General features: G+C 70.0%; 15 protein-coding genes. 10 read left to right on the top strand and 5 right to left on the bottom strand.

Translation table 11 applies throughout. The annotated features are described in order from the left end of the window. Positions 1-292: 292 nt before the first annotated feature. A complete protein-coding gene (locus tag ACRXBZ_RS29510) occupies positions 293-649 on the bottom strand; it encodes a 5-carboxymethyl-2-hydroxymuconate Delta-isomerase (RefSeq protein WP_433881843.1) in 357 nt (118 codons plus the stop codon). Positions 650-1,067: 418 nt separating this feature from the next. On the opposite strand from ACRXBZ_RS29510, the gene ACRXBZ_RS29505 reads away from it, so the two are divergent. Beyond that, positions 1,068-1,529, top strand: coding sequence for a DinB family protein (locus tag ACRXBZ_RS29505; RefSeq protein ID WP_433881842.1), 462 nt, complete (start codon positions 1,068-1,070; stop codon positions 1,527-1,529). Positions 1,530-2,585: 1,056 nt separating this feature from the next. On the opposite strand, the gene ACRXBZ_RS29500 is transcribed toward ACRXBZ_RS29505, so the two are convergent. Continuing rightward, entirely contained in the window at positions 2,586-3,029 is a 444-nt protein-coding gene (locus tag ACRXBZ_RS29500) for a hypothetical protein (RefSeq protein WP_433881841.1), read from the bottom strand. Positions 3,030-3,200: 171 nt separating this feature from the next. On the opposite strand from ACRXBZ_RS29500, the gene ACRXBZ_RS29495 reads away from it, so the two are divergent. From ACRXBZ_RS29495 to ACRXBZ_RS29485, 3 genes are all read left to right on the top strand, one after another. Beyond that, the gene (locus tag ACRXBZ_RS29495; RefSeq protein WP_433881840.1) at positions 3,201-3,659 is read left to right on the top strand and encodes a low molecular weight protein-tyrosine-phosphatase; all 459 of its coding nucleotides are present in this window, start codon (positions 3,201-3,203) and stop codon (positions 3,657-3,659) included. Between the two features lie 16 nt (positions 3,660-3,675). After that, positions 3,676-4,548, top strand: coding sequence for a fructosamine kinase family protein (locus ACRXBZ_RS29490; RefSeq protein WP_433881839.1), 873 nt, complete (start codon positions 3,676-3,678; stop codon positions 4,546-4,548). Positions 4,549-4,719: 171 nt separating this feature from the next. Further along, entirely contained in the window at positions 4,720-5,688 is a 969-nt protein-coding gene (locus ACRXBZ_RS29485) for an SURF1 family cytochrome oxidase biogenesis protein (protein ID WP_433884009.1), read from the top strand. A 153-nt stretch (positions 5,689-5,841) separates the two neighbouring features. Here the strand turns inward: ACRXBZ_RS29485 and ACRXBZ_RS29480 are convergent, their stop codons facing one another. Beyond that, entirely contained in the window at positions 5,842-6,798 is a 957-nt protein-coding gene (locus ACRXBZ_RS29480; protein WP_433881838.1) for a cobalamin biosynthesis protein, read from the bottom strand. A 278-nt stretch (positions 6,799-7,076) separates the two neighbouring features. Between ACRXBZ_RS29480 and ACRXBZ_RS29475 the strand changes: the two genes are divergently transcribed. From ACRXBZ_RS29475 to ACRXBZ_RS29460, 4 genes are all read left to right on the top strand, one after another. Then, entirely contained in the window at positions 7,077-8,729 is a 1,653-nt protein-coding gene (locus ACRXBZ_RS29475; RefSeq protein WP_433881837.1) for a DUF2397 domain-containing protein, read from the top strand. Continuing rightward, a complete protein-coding gene (locus ACRXBZ_RS29470; protein WP_433881836.1) occupies positions 8,726-9,940 on the top strand; it encodes a TIGR02678 family protein in 1,215 nt (404 codons plus the stop codon). Before ACRXBZ_RS29475 ends, ACRXBZ_RS29470 begins: the two co-directional genes overlap by 4 nt. Next, the gene (locus ACRXBZ_RS29465) at positions 9,937-14,055 is read left to right on the top strand and encodes a TIGR02680 family protein (protein WP_433881835.1); all 4,119 of its coding nucleotides are present in this window, start codon (positions 9,937-9,939) and stop codon (positions 14,053-14,055) included. Before ACRXBZ_RS29470 ends, ACRXBZ_RS29465 begins: the two co-directional genes overlap by 4 nt. Before the next feature lie 92 nt (positions 14,056-14,147). Beyond that, positions 14,148-15,431, top strand: a complete 1,284-nt coding sequence (locus ACRXBZ_RS29460) for a TIGR02679 family protein (RefSeq protein ID WP_433881834.1) — start codon at positions 14,148-14,150, stop codon at positions 15,429-15,431. A 197-nt stretch (positions 15,432-15,628) separates the two neighbouring features. On the opposite strand, the gene ACRXBZ_RS29455 is transcribed toward ACRXBZ_RS29460, so the two are convergent. Then, positions 15,629-16,123: a GNAT family N-acetyltransferase gene (locus ACRXBZ_RS29455; RefSeq protein WP_433881833.1), complete on the bottom strand. Its 495-nt coding sequence runs from the start codon at positions 16,121-16,123 to the stop codon at positions 15,629-15,631. Between ACRXBZ_RS29455 and ACRXBZ_RS29450 the strand changes: the two genes are divergently transcribed. Both ACRXBZ_RS29450 and ACRXBZ_RS29445 read left to right on the top strand, forming a co-directional pair. After that, positions 16,103-16,783 carry a VOC family protein gene (locus ACRXBZ_RS29450; protein ID WP_433881832.1) on the top strand — a complete coding sequence of 227 codons (681 nt, stop codon included), beginning with the start codon at positions 16,103-16,105 and terminating at the stop codon, positions 16,781-16,783. The genes ACRXBZ_RS29455 and ACRXBZ_RS29450 overlap by 21 nt on opposite strands. Before the next feature lie 111 nt (positions 16,784-16,894). After that, the gene (locus tag ACRXBZ_RS29445) at positions 16,895-17,032 is read left to right on the top strand and encodes a hypothetical protein (protein ID WP_433881831.1); all 138 of its coding nucleotides are present in this window, start codon (positions 16,895-16,897) and stop codon (positions 17,030-17,032) included. A gap of 278 nt (positions 17,033-17,310) precedes the next feature. On the opposite strand, the gene ACRXBZ_RS29440 is transcribed toward ACRXBZ_RS29445, so the two are convergent. Beyond that, a complete protein-coding gene (locus tag ACRXBZ_RS29440) occupies positions 17,311-17,646 on the bottom strand; it encodes a MazG nucleotide pyrophosphohydrolase domain-containing protein (RefSeq protein ID WP_433881830.1) in 336 nt (111 codons plus the stop codon). Positions 17,647-17,792 lie beyond the last annotated feature (146 nt).

Here is a 17,792-nt window from a genome sequence, read left to right as displayed (position 1 = left end):
ATCCAGTATCGCAATTTCGTTCTAGAGAAACTAGCGTGAGAATGATGGTGCGTCAACGAATTTTAGAAAAACTTAAGCTGTGACCCCTGCCTCAAGGCAATGGGCTCGAGAGTTTCATACTTACCCTTTCGCGCATTCTTTTCTACGCAAAAAGCCCTCTCCCTGTTCGTTCGGGTGAGTCGCGCATCGACCGTTCGGCCCAGAGAAGCTCGAAGACGTCGCGCTCGACCACCCCGCCGTCGAGGCCTAACCACACTGGCCCCGGCCGCAAAGTTCCATGGCACGACCGAATTCAGGGAAGAACCCGCTGGTGATACCCGTGCAGCTCTCGAATCTCGGTGGTTACCTGGACGGAGTACGCGCTGGGGATCGTGAGATGCGCCTCGATCAGGCCCAGTACCAGCTTGCCCAATCGGGTCTTCAGCTCCTCGGGACGGCCTGGCAAGATGTCGACGATTGCATGAAGCATGTGGGAGTTGGGGTTTCCGTCGCCGACAACGGTCTCGTCGAGGACGAGGAACCGGGTCTTGAATCCCTCCAGGGCACTACTGATCAGGTCAGAAGCCGCAGCGTGCGCGGCTAAAGCAAACCCTCTCCTGTCGAATCCCACCGCCAGTGCCGCCGGGTACTGGACCGTGATCTGCGGCATGCTTGCCCCTACTCTGTGAACTGACAACCCGGCGGTCATTGTCCCAAACCTTGCATCGCCCTGGACTCGGGGTCACTACGAGGAGTCTCAGTCGGTAACCAGCAGCGATGCACATCGCCAGGATCCGGGCCGGCCGCATAGCCTTCCTCGCCGGATAACGGATATTGATCTGACCGCTGAGCGCGAACACGACCCCTGCCGCACTGCCATGCCCGCACCGCCAGACCCATCCCCAGTCAACATTGTGCTTTGACCCAACCGACGCGCCCTCGCCCCTGCACCTGACACCGCAGGCGCAACAGCGTTCGGGGTCCGTTGACGCCAGCTCAACCAGGGACCACCGCTGCGATCACGCAGCTCGGGTTACTATGGGGATGTGCTGCGCTGTGAGGAGTGCGATTACGAATACGATCTGGCATTGGCCGATCAAGTGTCCGTGCTGGCCCGCCATTATGTGGCTGAATATGCGGAACTGTTGAGCGCCGACCCTGTTGTGCTCCGACGACGCGCTACGCCTCAGCTCTGGTCTCCCCTCGAATACGCCTGTCACATGCGCGATGTGCTACTTGTCCAACGAGAACGGCTACTTGCCGCGCGACGCAGCGACTCGCCGGTCACAGAGCCCATGGGGCGGGATGACCGGGTCGAACACGACGGATATATCCATCAGCAACCAGCCGATGTCGCCCGTCAGCTGCACGACGCGGCCCTGTTGTTCGCCCACGGACTTGACCAGCTCGGGCCCGAGGACTGGGAACGCACACTGAGCGTCCCCTACCCCGAGATCGCCGTGAGATCTCTGCGCTGGTTCGCAGTGCACACTTTGCACGAGTTGCGGCACCATCTGCTCGACATCCGCCGTCAGCTGGAACACACGTAGACGACTCGATCCCGTCTTCGCCGAGACCGGCCACCCGAACACTGTGGCCAAACAACAAGATCTGCCCAGGGCGAGACATCATCGACCGGCCGCGGACCTTGTCGGCGACATGATCGTCGCCGACGTCGGCTTCGGAAACCTCGCGCAATGCGTCGCCAGGCGCATCGGCGACGGGACGGCTCAACTGGAGGTCGGCATGAGCGAACTCGCCGAAGATGGCAGATCCTTTCACCGACCCGGGTCTCGCGCATTCGGCCCGATAGAACTCAATCGACACCTCAACGGACAGCCCTGGCTACCGGCTGGTCCCCGACGTCACCGTCATCGACCAGATCCAGGACACCGTCACCGGCGCTCGCTGGTGGTCGTGGCATCGTGATCTGGTTCTGGCCCACTTTCCGGTGCGCCACAAGGGTGCTGATGTGTCGGATGGAGGTGGGAGACCTTCATCGCTGGGTCGTCGTAGCGGCATTCGGCAGGGTGCTCTCCGCGAGCCGGCCGCCCGTGCCCTCGCGTTCCGCTCGATCCGCGACCATGAGGCGGTTGCCACGCTGCTCATCGTTGTCGGCGACAGCCCTGAGCCCTGGTGTCGACGAGAAGCAGACCCGCGACCCGGTTGCGGCGCGGCCGCGGCGAAGGTCGCCACCTGGCCGTGAGTGATTTTGGGCGCCATAGCACCGAAAAACGCTCACGGTCCTCGGTCCTGCACCACGCACACCCAACCATCCGATGTAGACATCACGTTGTCCCGCCCCGCACGGGACGCGGCCGCCGCCCCTTACTCACTGACAGTGAGCTGCTGACCTTGGCGGTTACCCAAGTTGACCGTGCAGGCCGTTGTCCAACGCCCGGATGACCGGGCAACCAACACGTGTCGTTAGCAGCCAAAGTCGCTGCTCGCAGCTTCTTCCACCGGCTCGTGGGTTCTCTTTGCCCTGCGTTTGTTACCGACATAGGTTTCTGGGGGTAACACCAGTAGCTAGCTGGAGGCGCGACAAGTCGTGATACGCGAAGGCGCCCCGCGGTGTGGTACGGGGCGCCTTTCGTCCAGGGATGTCAGAACGGCAGTCGGTCCGCCGAGACGACCGCGCATGTCACGTTGCCGGACGGCTTGCCGTTGACCATCACCACGGCTTCCTGTGTGGTCTTCTGCCCGGGCTGGAGCTTGCTGGAGAACACTGCGCCTTCGCCGAGTCGGGAGCCATCGGCGGCGTCGGCGGAGACGGTGGCGGTGTAGGACGCCAGGTCATCGCTGCTGTTTACGATCTCGACCTGCGCTTTGACGCTTGGGAAGTACGGATTGTCGTCGAGCTTGCACGAAGTGACCTTGACGTCGGCGATGGCGTTTCCGTCAGCAATGCCAGGAACGCCAGTCGGCGCGGAGTCTCTGGCCGGAACCGCGGGCGGCTTAGGGAGTTCCGACACCGACGACGCGAACGAGCCGAGCCACGCAATGCAGATGATCAGGGCGACGGCGGTGACCGGCTTACTGGCGGCCACGGGCCCCCGGACGGTGACGGGAATGTGGGGCGCGGCGGGTCTGGCGGGACGCTCCCATCACGCTCGGGCGCACCGGTTTTTCTCCGGATGCCCGTGAGTGCGGGTGGCAGGCCGTTCGCTCCCCTCCCCGCGGGGGGAGGTGGGGACGGTTGGGCCGTACCCTCGGGAAACGTGCACATCTCCTTCATCTGTACCGGCAACATCTGCCGTTCCCCGATGGCCGCGCTGGTGTTCCGCGAGCAGCTGCGGCGGGCCGGGTTGGACGGGCAGGTCGAGGTCACCAGTGCCGGAACCGGGCCGTGGCACGTCGGCGAACCGGCCGACCCGCGCACCGCGAAGGTGCTCGCCGAGCACGGCTACCCCACCGAGCACGTCGCCACCCAGATCGACGACGAGCACTTGGCCGCCGACCTGCTGATCGCAATGGACGCCGGGCACCTCCGGGCGGTGCGCCGCCTCGTCGACAGCTCGGCCGAGGTGCGCCTGCTGCTTTCCTTCGACCCGGACTCCGCCGACGGTGCCGAGGTCCCGGACCCGTACTACGGCGGCCCGAACGGGTTCGACGATGTGCTGGCGATGGTCGAGGCCGCCACACCGGGTCTGCTCGACTGGGTCCGCGAACGGTTGTGACGATGTTGTGACGATGATGCTCGATCAAGCCCGGGCGGCTGTAGCGGAGATCACCGGCCGTGCAGCGGACGATGTGCGCCGACTCGGCGGTGGCGACACCGCTGCCGCGTTCGCGGTCCGCCTCGACGACGGCGAGATGGTCTTCGCCAAAACCGCGCCCGCGACGATGCCCGGCGCCATCGCGGCCGAGGCGGCATCACTGGTCTGGCTCGCCGAGCCCGACGCGGTCGCCGTACCCGCAGTGCGCGGGCATACCGAGAACTGGCTGGTCACCGAGCACGTTCCAGAGGCGGCTCCGAGCCCGGGGGTCGCCGAGCGACTCGGCCGCGAGCTCGCCGCGCTGCACGCGGCCGGCGCACCTGCCTTCGGCGCAGCGCCGCCGGGAGGCCCGGCCGACGCGTGGATCGGCCTCGCCCCGATGCGCAACGAACCCGGCGAGCGGTGGCCGTCCTTCTACGCCCGGCACCGGGTCGAGCCGTACCTGCGGCGTGCCGTCGACTCCGGAGCGCTCAGCGCCGAGGCCAGCGCGGTGATCTCGCGGGTGTGCGCGCAGATCGACGATCTCGCCGGGCCCGCCGAGCCGCCCGCCCGGCTGCACGGCGACCTGTGGAGCGGCAACGTGCACTGGGGCGCGCAGCGGGCCTGGCTGATCGACCCGGCCGCGCACGGCGGGCACCGCGAGACCGACCTCGCGATGCTGCACCTCTTCGGCTGCCCCCACCTGGACCGCGTCCTGGCGGCGTACCAGGAGGTCAGTCCGCTGGCCGACGGCTGGCGGCACCGGATCGGACTCCACCAGCTCTTCCCGCTGCTGGTGCACACGGTGCTCTTCGGCGGAGGCTACGCGTCCCAGGCGGTCGCCGCGGCACGCTCCGCTCTCGACGCTTAACCACCCGAAGGTGACAACCTTCACAAATCTCCCGGCACTCACGGGCAGGCCGCGGCTTCTCGCGCGACGAGGTTCACCCAGGTGACGGTCGGTGATCGCGCTAGCCACGAGCGGCCAGTGCGGCAGTGGGGGTGGCGGCGGGGCTCCGGACTGGCCGCTTACCGTAGAAGGGTGCGCCTGAAGTTCTTGCTACGACCCGGTTGGCTCGGCCTGATCGCGCTGGTCGTGGTGTTCGCGTCGCTCTGCTTCACGCTGCTGGCTCCCTGGCAGTTCAGCCGCAGCGACGAGGCCCAGGCGCGCAACAACGCCATCTCCGAGTCTTTCCACGCGTCACCGAAGCCGCTGGCGGAGGTGCTGCCCGCTGGGCAGGCGCCGGACCAGCAGACCGAGTGGTCGCAGGTCTTGATGCACGGCCGGTACCTGCCGGAGGGCGAGACGCTGGCCTGGCAGCGCACGGTGCTCGGCGAGCCCGCCTTCGAAGTGCTGACGCCGTTCCGGCTCTACGACGGCACGACGGTGCTGGTCGACCGGGGCTTCATCCGCCCCGTCAACGGCACCCAGGCGCCGGACTACGCGGCCGCGCCGGCCGGTGACCTCAAGCTCACCGCCCGAGTCCGCACCGACGAGCAGGACAGCAAGCAGCGCCCGCTGTTCGACCACGACGGGCATCGCTGGGCCTACGCGGTGAACGCGGAGACCATCGCGAACGGCACCGGTATCGCACTGCGGCCGGGCTACCTCTCGCTCAACGAGGGCCAGCCGGGCGTGCTGGAGCCATTGCCGCTGCCGCGTCTGGAGTCGGGACCGTATTTCTCGTACGCGCTGCAGTGGATCGCGTTCGGCATCATGGCGATCATCGCGATCGGCTACCTGGCGTACTCGGAACTCCGCACCGACGCCCGCCCGGCCTGGCGAAACCGGACCGACGCGGCTGGCACGGTGGACGAGCCCGCCGACGGACCGACGCCGGGTGGCCGGGGCAAGAGCAGCGGCCGCCGCAAGGTGTCGGTGGCCGAGGCGATCGCGGAGGAAGAACGCCGCGAACGCGAAGAAGCGGCCCGCGAAACCGGCGAAACAACCGGGAACACCGCCACCACAAGCGGCGAAACACCCAAAACCGAACCAACCCGCCAAGCCTGACCCGCAGCACGGCGCTGGCCGCCAGTTACCTAGGCCTCCGGCCGAAATCGGCCCCCCGGAACCACCTATTTCCCCTGGTCAGAGACCGTGCATGTTTTCAGGTGCCATGACACCCAAAACCGCTCACGGACCTGACCAGTTGGGGTTCGTGGTTCAGCGGGAGCGGCGGTCTCGGCGGAGGGCTCGGGTCAGGGCGAAGGCCGCAGTCAGGACTCCCGTCACCGTGCCGATCACCCGCGAGAGCTCGACGCTTCGGGTCACATCGCCCGCGTCCGCCGTACGGCCTTCTCCCAGCACCGGGCGCTGCTCTACCACGTGGCCGTAAACCGTCCGGCCGCCCAGGCGGATCTGCAGGGCACCGGCGAACGCCGCCTCGACCTGCCCGGCGTTCGGGCTCGGGTGCGCCGAGGCGTCCTGCCGCCACGTCCGCCACGCCCCGCTCGCCGATCCGCCGACCACTGGCGCGCACGCCGAGGTCAGCACCGCCGCGAACCGGGACGGCACCAGGTTCAGCACGTCGTCCAGGCGCGCCGAGGCCCAACCGAAGTTGCGGTAGCGCGGCGAGCGGTGCCCGACCATGGCGTCGAGGGTGTTGGCCGCGCGGTAGCCGATCAGGCCTGGGACCCCGGCGATCGCTCCCCACACCAGCGGCGCGACCACCGCATCGGAGGTGTTCTCGGCGACGGATTCGACGGTGGCGCGGGCCAGGCCTTGCCCGTCCAGCACCGCCGAGTCCCGCCCGCACAGGTTCCGCAGCCGCGCTCGCGCCGCGTCGATCTCCCCGGCGTCGAGCATCCGGGCCATCGCGGTGCCCTCGTCGGCCAGCGACGAGCCGCCGAGCACCGCCCAGGTGGCCAGGCCGGTGACTGCGGCTTCCAGCACGGGGCTGCGCCGCGACAGCCGCTGCGCGATGACCCCGATCCCGACCGTGACGCCGACCAGCAGGCCGGTGTAGGCGATGCCGACGATCCGCTGGTCCCGGTGCAGTGCCCGCTCGGCGGCCTGCGCGGCCTTGCCGAAGATCGCGACCGGGTGTCCGCGCTTCGGGTCGCCGATCGCCGCGTCCGCGGCCACTCCGAGTAGCAGTCCGACCGCCCGTCCCGCGCTCACCGGTGCCGTTCCTCCAAATCGATCTGGTGCGAGCGAGCCTCTCCGGAAGCCCGCGGCAACATCCCCATCAGATAGGCGTTCTCCCTGGTGATCGGCCGTGAGCCCGTCGAGCGGATACCACCGCCCGAGCGGCTCTCGGGTCCGGACGCACCAAGGGTTCGCAGGTGCCCCCCGCACCTCGCAAATCTTTCCGGAACGCTACCCGTGGGGCCGGTGGGACCGGCCACCGCATGCCAGGTGACCGGACGTGTCGGCACGACCGGATATCGTGGCGGACCGTGACGGCCCCGGACCACGATGCTGACGTGCTGCGCGCGGGCGTCGCGGGAACCACCGCGACGGACGTGCCGGCCACGCAGGCTCCCGAGCAGACCCGCGACGGCGGGCAGCGCCTGCAGCTCTTCGCCTACCTACAGGCACCCGAGCACCGCACCTATCTCGCGATCATGCGGCTGTTCACCTCGACGCTGCTGGCCGACCTGTCCGCCGGCGAGGTGGGCGCGGCGCTGGCCGCGGCCGAGCGCGAGGGCCGGGTGGCGGCCGGCGAGTCCGATGTGGACACCGCCATCGACCGACTAAAGCAGCTGGTCAAGTGGGGCAACCTGGTGGTGGGCCGCCGCGAGACGATCGCGTCGAGCATCGCCGAGTTCCAGCACGGCAGCGTCCGCTACCAGGTCAGCAAGCTCGCGGTCCGGGTGCAGCGGGACGTCGACGCGCTGCTGCGGGTTCCCGAAGGCGCCCGCGAGGTCTCGCGCGAGTTGCTGCCCGCCATCGACCGCGGGCTGTCCGGGATCGGCGTGGCGCTTTCGGAGGCGTTGGCCGTGGAACGCCGCGACCCGAAGGCGAAACCCGCCCGGCAGGCCCGGGAACGGCTCGCCGAGCAGGTCACCACGGTGTTCCTGCAGCACGCCGAGCTCGCCGCCACCGTCCGCGACTTCTACGCGTACCTGGGCCAGGTCGTGACCCGCCACCAGTTGGCGCCCGACGAGATCTCCGGGTTCCGGAACCTGCTGGTCGAGTACATCCAGATGGTCGTCGAGGACGTGCTGCGGCACACCGCGACGATCGCCGGTTCGCTGGCAGGGCTGGCCGGGGTCCGCAGCGAGCTGCTCCGGCTGCTGGGTCCGGCCGACCAGTTGGGCATCGACGTGGAACGCGCCCGGGGCCGCACCGCCGCGGACTGGCAGGAGCTGACCGACTGGTTCGTCGACTCACCGGGTCGGCCGAGCCAGGTGGCCGCGCTGCGCGAGGCCACCGCCCGCGCGATCGGCTCGCTGCTGGCCAGCGTCAAACGCGCCACCTCCGGCGGTGGGCTGGTGCCGGGGCGCCGGGGCGAGCTGCTGAAGCTGGCGAAGTGGTTCGACGGGGCCAACGAAACCACCGCCCACCAGGTCTATTCGGCCGCTTTCGGCCTGCATTCGGCGCGGCACCTGCTGCCCGCACCGGATTACGACAGCGACAACGACAAGGTCGCGTGGCGCGATGGCCCGGTGCTCGACGTGACGGTCAGCGTGCGCAGCCGGGGTGATCGCGGGGCGCGCGGCCGGACTTCGCGGGTGCTCGACGACCCGATGACCGAGGAAACCCTGCTGGCGCAAGCACGTCAGGCCGACGAGCGGCGCTCCGCGGCGGTCGCCGAGCTGGCGGCGGCGAGTTCGCAGCTGGCCGAGCGGAAGCTTTCCGGCGATGCGCTCGGCGTGCTGTGCGAGCTGTTGACGCTGGCGATGGCGCAGCGCGAAGGTTCCGACGACTCCGGCACGGCGCTCGACCCGGTGCACCGGCTGCGCGTCACGGTGCGCCCCGAGGCCGGCCGGGAAACCCGGATCTCCAGCGCGGTAGGCACATTGACGCTGCGCGACACCGTGCTGGAGGTTTCCGGCGACGGAGCCATCCCCGAAACCCCGGAAACCCTGCGGGGAGCCGCTCGATGATCTCAACCTTCGAAGAACTTCCCGACATCGATGCGGCGAACGTCGTTCGCTGCGCCCGCGTGCTGCTGCGCCGACCGCTGCTGCGCCCCGGCGGACCGGACGGCGACCTGCTGCCGATGATCTACCGCCAGCGAGTCGTGCTCCAGGAGGTGTTCTCCTCGCTGCTGGGCTACCGCCTGGTGGTGGAGCGGCGTTTCGCACGGCTCTACAAGTCCGGCCCGGGCGCGGACGCCACCCGCGGCGAGGCGTCGCTGTCGCCCCGCGGCTACGCGTACCTGGCGCTGACGCTGGCCGCGCTGACCGGCATCGGCCGCCAGGTCCTGCTGTCGCGGCTGGTGAGCGACGTGCGCGCAGCCGCCGTGGAGGCCGATGTCCAGGTGGTCGACGACCCGGCGGATCGGCGCGCGCTCACGGCGGCGCTGCGGCAGCTGGTGGCGCTCGGTGTGATCAACGAAACCGAGGGCTCGGTGACCGCCGAGTCCACCGCCGAGGCCCTGATCACCATCGACACCGATCTGCTAGGCCAGCTCATCGCCGGGCCGCTCGCCGAGGCCGGCAGCCCCGAGCAGCTGGTCGAGCTGGCCGCCGCGGCCGGGCCGCGGCACCTGGAGCACGCGGTGCGCCGTCGGCTCGTCGAGGACCCGGTCGTGCTCTACGACGACCTGCCGACCGAGCAGGCCGCCTGGCTGCGCGAGCACGTGACGAACGAATCCCGCCTGCTGGAGCGGTTCTTCGGCTTGGTCGGCGAGTGCCGCGCGGAGGGCGTGGTGGTCTGCGATCCGGAGGACTACCTCACCGACCTGGTCTTTCCAGGCCCCGGCACGGTCGCGCGCATCGCGCTGCTGGCGCTGCCGGAACTGCTCGGCCGCGCGGAGCCGGACGGGTCCGGCAAGCACCCGGTGACCTGGCAGGACTTCACCGACGTCTGCCAGGAGCTGGTCGACTCCTATCCGGCCGCGTGGTCCCGGCAGGCCACCGGGGACCACCAGGACCTGGTGCACTCGGTCGTCGCGCTGCTTCGCCGGCTCGGCCTGCTGCAGGACCACGACGGCCGATGGCTGCTCAGCCCGGCGGCGCACCGCTGGCTGCCGCAGCCGGACGCCACCCCGGCCCCGGGCCGGGAACCGGAACCGGCCCCGGAGCCACCGGGCTGGTCGTTGTTCGACGAGATGACGGTGTTCGACGAGATGCAAGAGGACGGTCCACGGTGAGCGCAGACAGCACGGGATCGGTGCCCACCGCCAACCGCTGGCGGCTGCACCGCGGCGGGATCGTCAACATCTGGCAGTACGCCGAGACGACCTTCGACCTGGGCGGCGGCCGGGCGATCTTCCAGGGCACCAACGGTTCCGGCAAGTCCCGCACCCTGGAGCTGCTGCTGCCGCTGTGCCTGGACGGCGACCTGCGGCAGCTGGGTTCGAAGGGCTTCGACACGGTCAGCATCCGGCGCCTGATGCTCGACGAGTACCCGGGCGGGCCGAACAGGATCGGCTATGCCTGGATCGAGCTGCACCGCGAGACTCCGGGCGGCGGTGCTAACGGCGGGACTGAGGAATTTCTCACCTGCGGCATCGGGGTGAAGGCGTCCAAGACCTCGCAGTCGATCAGCGATTCGTGGCGGTTCATCACCGGCCGCCGGGTCGGCATCAACCTCCACCTGGTTGGCACGGACCGGGTGCCGCTGGGTTCGGCGCAGCTGCGCGAGCTGCTCGGCGCCGACTGCGTCCTCGACGACCAGGCGTTCCGCGCGAAGGTCGCCGCCTCGGTCTACGGCGTGCCCGCCGCGCGCTACGGCGACCTGCTGCACCTGCAGCGGACGCTGCGCAACCCCGACGTCGGGCTGAAGGTCCTGGAAGGCCAGCTGGAGCAGATCCTGTCGGACGCGTTGCCGCCGCTGGACCCGGGCCTGATCGAGCGGCTGGCGACCTCGTTCGACGACCTGGAGTCGATCCGGGAGAACATCGTCCGGTTGACCGGCGCGGACAAGGCGCTCACCGCGTTCCTGTCCACCTATTCCGGCTACGCGTTCGGCGCGCTGCGCGACCGCGCCGAGGCGATGCGCACCGCGCAGGAGAAGCTTCGGGCGCTGCGCAAGGAGCTGACCGGCCTGGAGAAGCAGGTGGCCGGCAAGCGGCACGACCGCGAGACCGCGCAGCAGACGATCGCCGAACTGGAACAGCGCGAGGCCGAGCTGGAATCCAGCATCGACGCGTTGCGCTCCCACCCGGCGTACTCCGAACTGCAGAACCTGCGCGACCGCGAGCGGTTGGTGGAAAGCGCCCGCACCGCAGCGGTTTCCGCGCTCGGCACGGCGAACAAGCACCGCGCACAGGAGTACCGCTCGGCGGAGTCGGTGGTGGGCATGCTGCGCCGGTTGACCGGTGACACCGAGGCGGCCGGGCAGGCCGCGGCCCGCGCGGCGCAGCAGCTTTCCACGGCCGGGCTGGACGGGTCGCTGGTGCCGCGACCACCGGCGATTCCGGCCGCCGAGGTGCAGGCCGAGCAGGCGCGGGTGCGCACCTCGCCGGAACCGGACGCGGAGCCGGTGCCCGTGGAGCGCTACGCCGCGCCCCGACCGGACACCGATGCGCTCGCCGCGGAATTCCGCGCGGCGGTGCGGACTTCCGAGCAGGTCTCGTCGGTCGCCCGGCAGCGTTCGGCGTTGACGCTCGCGCTGCACCAGCAGTCCCGGGAGCTGGACGCGGAGCGGGACAAGGTCACCGAGCTCCAGCGGCAGGCGCGGCAGGCGCAGCTGACCTCGACGGAAGCGGCCGGGCGGCGCAACCAGGCGCAGCAGGAACTCTCCGACGCCGCGGCGGTGTGGGTGGAACGCGCGCAGAAGTGGGCCGCCGAGTGGCCGTCCACTGTGGATGACCTGCCGCCGGAGCCGCCCGCCGCCGAGGACCTGGTCGGGGACCGCGCGGCGACCCGGCAGGCCCGCGAGCAGGCACGCCGCTGGGCAAAGCCGCAGCTGCACAAGGCGCGTCGGCAGGTGTCCGAGGTCGAGCAGGAAATCGCCGAGCTGCGCGAGCGATCCCGGTCCCGCGAACAGGAACTCGCCGAGCTCCGCGCCGGGCACGAGCAGACCCCGAGCCGCCCCACCTGGGCCGATGCCGAGCGGGACGCCAGCCAGGGGCGGGCCTTCTACGAGCTGGTGGACTTCCAGCCGTCGCTGGGCGAAGCCGACCGGGCCGGGCTGGAGGCGGCGCTGCAGTCCAGCGGGCTGCTCAACGCCTGGGTCACCGCCGACGGCGCAGTGCCCGGCCTCGCCGACCTCCTGGCCGCCCCCGCCGAGTCCGGCTCCGGCGGCACGCTGGCCGAGCTGCTGTCCCCAGCCGCCGAGGCCGACTGCCCGGTACCGCCGGAGCGGGTCGCCGCCCTGCTCGCCTCGGTGTCGATCGACGGCGGTGCCGGACTCTCGGTGTCGGTCACCGGTGCCTGGAGCGCCGGGGTGCTGTCCGGTGCCTGGCGCAAGGAGACGGCGGAGTACGTCGGCGCGGGGGCCCGCGAAGCGGCCCGAGCCCGGCGCATCGCGGAGCTGGAGGAGGACCTCGCGCGGCTGCGCGCCGAGATCGGCGGAGCCGAGCGGCGGCACCGCGAAGCGGGCGAGCACGCGGCGGCCCTCGATCAGCACCTCGAGTCGTACCCGGACGACAGCGACCTGCTGACTTCGCACGCCAAGCTGGCCACGGCGATCGAGGCCGCGGCGGATGCCGACCAGAAGGCCAGGCAGCTGCGCGAGCAACACGAGAGAGCCGCTCAGCGCTGGCAGGCCTCGCAGGCCGAGCTGGTGCGCGCCGCGGGCGAGGCCGGCCTGTCGGCCGAAACGCAGGCGCTCGACACCGCCCACCGGGCCGCCGTCGACGCCCGCGCTGGCATCGATGCGCTGCGCGAGGCGATCGAGTCGCGCTGCCTGCCGACCCTCACGGACCTGCAGGACCTCTCGTTGCACCACGACGCGGCGGTGGCCGACCGGATGGAGGCCGAGACGCAGGCCGAGCGGCGCTGCGCCGAGTACGCGGAGCAGGCCACCGGCCTCGCGGAGCTCACCTCCGCCGTCGGCGGCGAGGCGCAGCAGATCGCCGACAAGGTCGGCGCTTTCGAGCGGGAGCGCGCCGGGCTGCGCAAGCAGCTGCCGCAGGCGCGGGAGAAGATCAGCTCGCTGCGGGAGTCCTCGGCGCGACTGGAAACCCAGCTGGAGCACAAGCAGTCCCAGCTCGCCAGCCGGGAGCACGACGCGACGGCTGCGACCGACACGTTCCGGCAGGTGCTGCGCATCCCGGGCCTGTGGTCGGCCGCGGGCATCGCCGGCACCACGCCGGAGGATCTCGACGAGGCGGCGGGCCTGCTCGCCGAGGCGGACCGCCGGGGCTCGACGGAATCCACGGTGCTCAACCGCCTGCAAACCCTGCAGCACTCGTTGAGCGGCAACTACGACATCACGGCCGCCGACCAGCACGGCCTGCTCACCGTGACCGTCACCGGCGAGGAAGGCCCGCAGCCGGTGGCCGAGGCCGCGCGCCGGGTCGGCGAACGGCTCGCCGAGCAGCGCGGTTACCTCAACGAGCGCTACCAGTCGATCTTCGCCGACTACCTGATCCGCGACCTCGCGGAGCGGCTGCGCGGCCAGGTCGGCATCGCCGAGGACCTGTGCAAGCGGATGAACGAGGTGCTCGACGGCGCCCGCTCCAGCCAGGGCGTGCACGTCCAGCTGGAATGGCAGCCGTCGGCGGCGCTCGGCGACGACATCAAGCAGGCCATCGAGCTGGTCCGCACCCCGTTTGCCAACCGCAGCGACGACCAGGACACGCTGCTGCGCCGGGTGTTCACGGATCTGATCGAGTCCGAGCGGGACAGCACCTCGGGCGGCTACGCGGAAATCCTGGCGCGGGCGCTGGACTACCGGTCGTGGTTCGCGTTCACCGTCCGGGTTCGCGACACCGGACCGGACGGCAAGCCCCGCGTGCGGCGCCTGCGGCAGCTGTCCTCCGGCGAGACGCGGCTGATCTCCTACGTGACGCTGTTCGCGGCGGCGGCGGCGTTCTACGACGCGGTCAGCGTGTCGTCGGACGGGCGCGGGCCGCTGCGGCTGGTGCTGCTGGACGAGGCGTTCGAGCGGCTGGACGATCCGACGATCGCGCGGATGCTCGGCCTGCTGGTGGACCTCGACATGGACTGGCTGATCACCTGGCCCAGCGGCTGGGGCGTGTCCCCGAAGATCCCGAAGATGCACATCTACGACGTGCTCCGGCCCCGCAGCGGCCACGGCATCGCCTGCACCCACACGACGTGGGACGGCGCCGCCCTCGACCGCGCCAACACGTGATCTATTAGGTGTGCGGGGCACCATTTGCCGACTACGTTGGTGGAGGGTGCCTTTCACGCTGCACACTTATGAGCGAATGGGGGCGATCCGACGTGGGTGTCGAGGACGACGTCCGTGCCGTGTGGGGCGTTGAGCCGCTGCGTGGCTTGTGGGCGCAGGCGCGGGAAGCGCTGGAGGCCGCGAAACCCCCGGCGACGTTCCGGTTGGAGCTGCCCGATGCCGAGACCCAACGAGCCGTCGGCGAGCTCTACGGCCGTCCGATGTGGGGGCAGGGTACACGGATCAGCGTGTCCAAATTGGACGAAGCAGTCCGACGCAGCCGGTTCGCGTTGGGGCTGGCGGAAGTTCTGGAGATCCTGCACGAGCGGCCGCTGGCGCGGCGCCAGACCACGGAGCCGGACGAACGGCGCGAGCGGACCGCAGGGACGCTGCGAGCGGCGCTGGCCGAGCAAGGACTCGCGACGGCCGCATGGGCGGAGCCGTGGACGCAGTGGCTCCAGCAGTACGGGCGAGTCGGCGACGACGAGCTCCCGGACGTCGCGCGGCGCGCGGCGAAGGCGCTGAGCACGCTAGCGCTGGCGGAGCCACCGGAGGCGTGGACGTCGCGTGGCGAGCTAGCGGCGAGCGTTGGCGGAGCGCATCAGCTCGACAACGGCACGGCGTTGAGCCGGGTTGTGCTCAAGGCCGCGGCGCTGGCGCACGGGGCCGAGACACCAGTCAACGAGCGCGAGCGCCGGGCCTTGTGGGAGCGCTGCGGAGTCACGCTCGATGCCGTGTCCGCGACCGTTCTGTGCTGGGCCTTGCCACTGGCCGGCTCGGACGACTGGTCGCACGGCGTCCGGCAGCGCACCGCGCTGGGTCTGCCGACGCACCTGACCCACCTCGACCTGCGCGCCGCCCCGTCCGCGCTCGTCGAGGCGGGCACGACGATCGCCGTGTGCGAGAACCCGCGAGTCCTCGAATCGGCGGTGGAAGAACGCATCGCGCACCCCGTGGTGTGCGTGTCCGGCCATCCCACAACGGTTGCCGTGACACTGCTGCAGCGCCTCACCGACTGCGGCGCCACGCTGCACTACCACGGCGATTTCGACTGGCCCGGCATCGGCATCACCCGATCCCTCTTGACGCACCACAACGCGCGTCCATGGCGGATGTCCGCCGCCGACTACCGCCAAGCCCTCGACCGGGCCGCGGCAACCCGCACCGACCTGCCGAACCTCGTCGGCACCCCGCTCGAAACCCCCTGGGATCCCCAGCTTGCGGAGCTGATGGCCACGACGGCCAGAGCCATCGAAGAGGAAGCGGTCCTCCCCACCCTGCTGACCGACCTCCGCACCGGGCTGGACATTTTGAATCCAACGGGTCAGGACCCGTGAGCTTGTTCTGGTGCCAACGATGTGGGTTTGATCTTCGTCGTCGAAGCGGCATTGCGCTTAACCCGCCTAAGCAACTTGCTCAGACGTCGTCTGGCGAGCGACGCCGCGTTGGACATCCCGGAGTCCGGACGGCGTCTGAGGTTCCGCTATCCGCGCCGCCACGCAACCGAGTCTGGAAACAGGCTTCTCACCGGTCGCTAGCTGCTGAAACGCTGGTACATGACGTACAGGCCGACGTAGCCGTGGGTCGGGTGGTGGAACGCTTCCGGGAGGGTCGTCGCGATCTGCATGCCGAGGGAGCGCCACAGGGCCACCGCTGCGACGTTGGTCTCGACGACCGCGTTGAACTGCATCGCCCGGAAGCCGTCCGCTCGTGCTTGGTCCAGGACGCGGCGTCCCAGCGCTCGGCCCACGCCGCGCCCCGAGCTGTCCGGGGCGACCATGAAGCTGGCCGTCGCGACGTGCGCCGCCGGGCCCTCGTGGTTCGGGCCCGACACCGCCGTGCCCAGCACCCGCCCCTTCTCGTCGACGGCTACGACCGTGCGGCCCGGCCGGGGCAGGAACCAGCGCTGCCTGGCCCGCTGCTCGTCGATGTCGCGATCCCAGGAGAACGTTTCCCCCGCCGTCACGATCTCCTGCATGAACGGCCGGATCTCCGGCCAGTCGTCCCGGTGCGCATCGCGAATCCGCATGGGCCGGAAGCTACGACTACCGCCGGACAGTTCGCCACCTCGCCGTTGGCTGCCGAGGCGGAGTTGTGCGCACCGGTGGGGTGCCCGTACTTTCGCGGCATGGCATCGGTCGTCGTGGAGTTCTCGGCGCAGGAGCCGGAGCGGCTCGCGCGGTGGTGGGCCGACGTGCTCGGATGGCACCTCGACACGCGCGCCGGGACCGTCGTCCAGCCGACCGGCCCCGGGGTGCCGCTGCGGTTCGTCGGGAGCGCCCGCGCCAAGACCCGGAAGAACGGCGTGCACCTGGACCTGCGCAGCGAGTCGCACGACGAGCAGAACAGGATCGTGGAACGGTTGTTCAACGCCGGCGCCCGGTTCGCCGACATCGACCAGAGCAGCGACGTGCCGTGGGTGGTGATGGCCGACGTCGAGGGCAACGAGCTGTGCGTGCTGGAACCCCGGAAGGTATACGCCGACACCGGGCCGGTCGCCGCAGTCGTGATCGACACCTCGGACCCGCGCTCGGACGCCCGGACCATTGCGACGGCGACCGGTATGGAACTGGCGGGCGAACGCTCCGAGTTCGCGTCGCTGCGCCCGCCGTCCGGCGAAGGGCCCTTCCTGGAGTTCCTGGAGAGCGAGTCCGGGCCGGAGGGCATGCTCCGCGTCCTCGTGGAGTGACCCCGCGGGGCCTCGGCTAGCGAGTCTCGCGCCGATACATGACTCCACAGTGGATGTTCCGATACCACATTGCGGAGCCAGCCAGCAAAGCAGGTCGGTTCCTCCTCGAAAATGCACGCGCCAACCTCGGTTCTCGCCACACTCGTGCCATCCGGCGCCGTCGCCTCCGCGTACACCTCGACCCAGCTGCGGCAGGTCGGCAAGTCGCCGCATGGTGGTGATCAGGTGCGGGAGGTCTGCGGAACCTGACGTGTAGTCCCTCGCGCTACTGGGTAATTACGCTTCTCGTCCCGCTGCGCAACCCTTTCACGAACACACGGCCCTGCGGCGTGTCCAGGGTTGCGGCTACGGCGGAGTTCTGGCCGGGGCCGACCGTCGTGGCCGACAGCACGGGGCCGGTCAAGGCTTCAACGAAGCTACATGCGCGGGATGAGACCTGCTCCCAGGCAAAACGCGGAATGGCCATCCATCTGTCCCTGTTTCGCACTCGGGCTGTACGGGCACTGAATGATCAGTTCAGCCCAAGATCATGGCGTAGCACTGTCGGCTGTCCAGATTCGCGTTTCGTTGAGGAGTTCCTTTGCTCGCAGCGCCTCATCAAGGCTGATGCCAAGGCGGTTGGCGATTGCGCACACGTAGATCAGGACGTCGGCTAGCTCCTCGTCCACGGTCCCGGTGATCGAGCTGTGGTCCATCGAGAGGTGTTCCCGCTTGCGGATGGCCTTGAACAGCTCGCCCACCTCCTCACCAAGTTTGAGGGACTGCTCCAGCACGGTGCTGTGGGAGAACCCGCGCTCGGTCTCCATGTCGGCCACGTAGCGCTGAAGGTCGGCGATGTTCGCGCCGGAACGGAGCGGCAGCATGCTGCTGGTCCTCCTGGACTCGGTGGGCGGATGGGGCACTGTACCCGGCTGGCTGTCTGAAGCATGGTCGGGTCACAACAACGCCAACTGGTCTTCCGCAGGTGTGTGCGGCCTGCTGGACCATCCCACACTGACGTGGCGATAGC

The organism is Saccharopolyspora hattusasensis (assembly GCF_050972075.1).
Lineage (GTDB): Bacteria > Actinomycetota > Actinomycetes > Mycobacteriales > Pseudonocardiaceae > Saccharopolyspora > Saccharopolyspora hattusasensis.
Note: the sequence above shows the minus strand (reverse complement) of the source record. Positions and strands in the feature narration are given on the sequence as shown.

Coding starts and splice junctions, on each gene's coding strand:
- ACRXBZ_RS29510 (WP_433881843.1), bottom strand. CDS start 649: ATGCCGCAGATCACGGTCCAGTACCCGGCGGCACTGGCGGTGGGATTC.
- ACRXBZ_RS29490 (WP_433881839.1), top strand. CDS start 3,676: ATGCTCGATCAAGCCCGGGCGGCTGTAGCGGAGATCACCGGCCGTGCA.
- ACRXBZ_RS29470 (WP_433881836.1), top strand. CDS start 8,726: ATGATCTCAACCTTCGAAGAACTTCCCGACATCGATGCGGCGAACGTC.
- ACRXBZ_RS29455 (WP_433881833.1), bottom strand. CDS start 16,123: ATGCGGATTCGCGATGCGCACCGGGACGACTGGCCGGAGATCCGGCCG.
- ACRXBZ_RS29445 (WP_433881831.1), top strand. CDS start 16,895: ATGCACGCGCCAACCTCGGTTCTCGCCACACTCGTGCCATCCGGCGCC.
- ACRXBZ_RS29440 (WP_433881830.1), bottom strand. CDS start 17,646: ATGCTGCCGCTCCGTTCCGGCGCGAACATCGCCGACCTTCAGCGCTAC.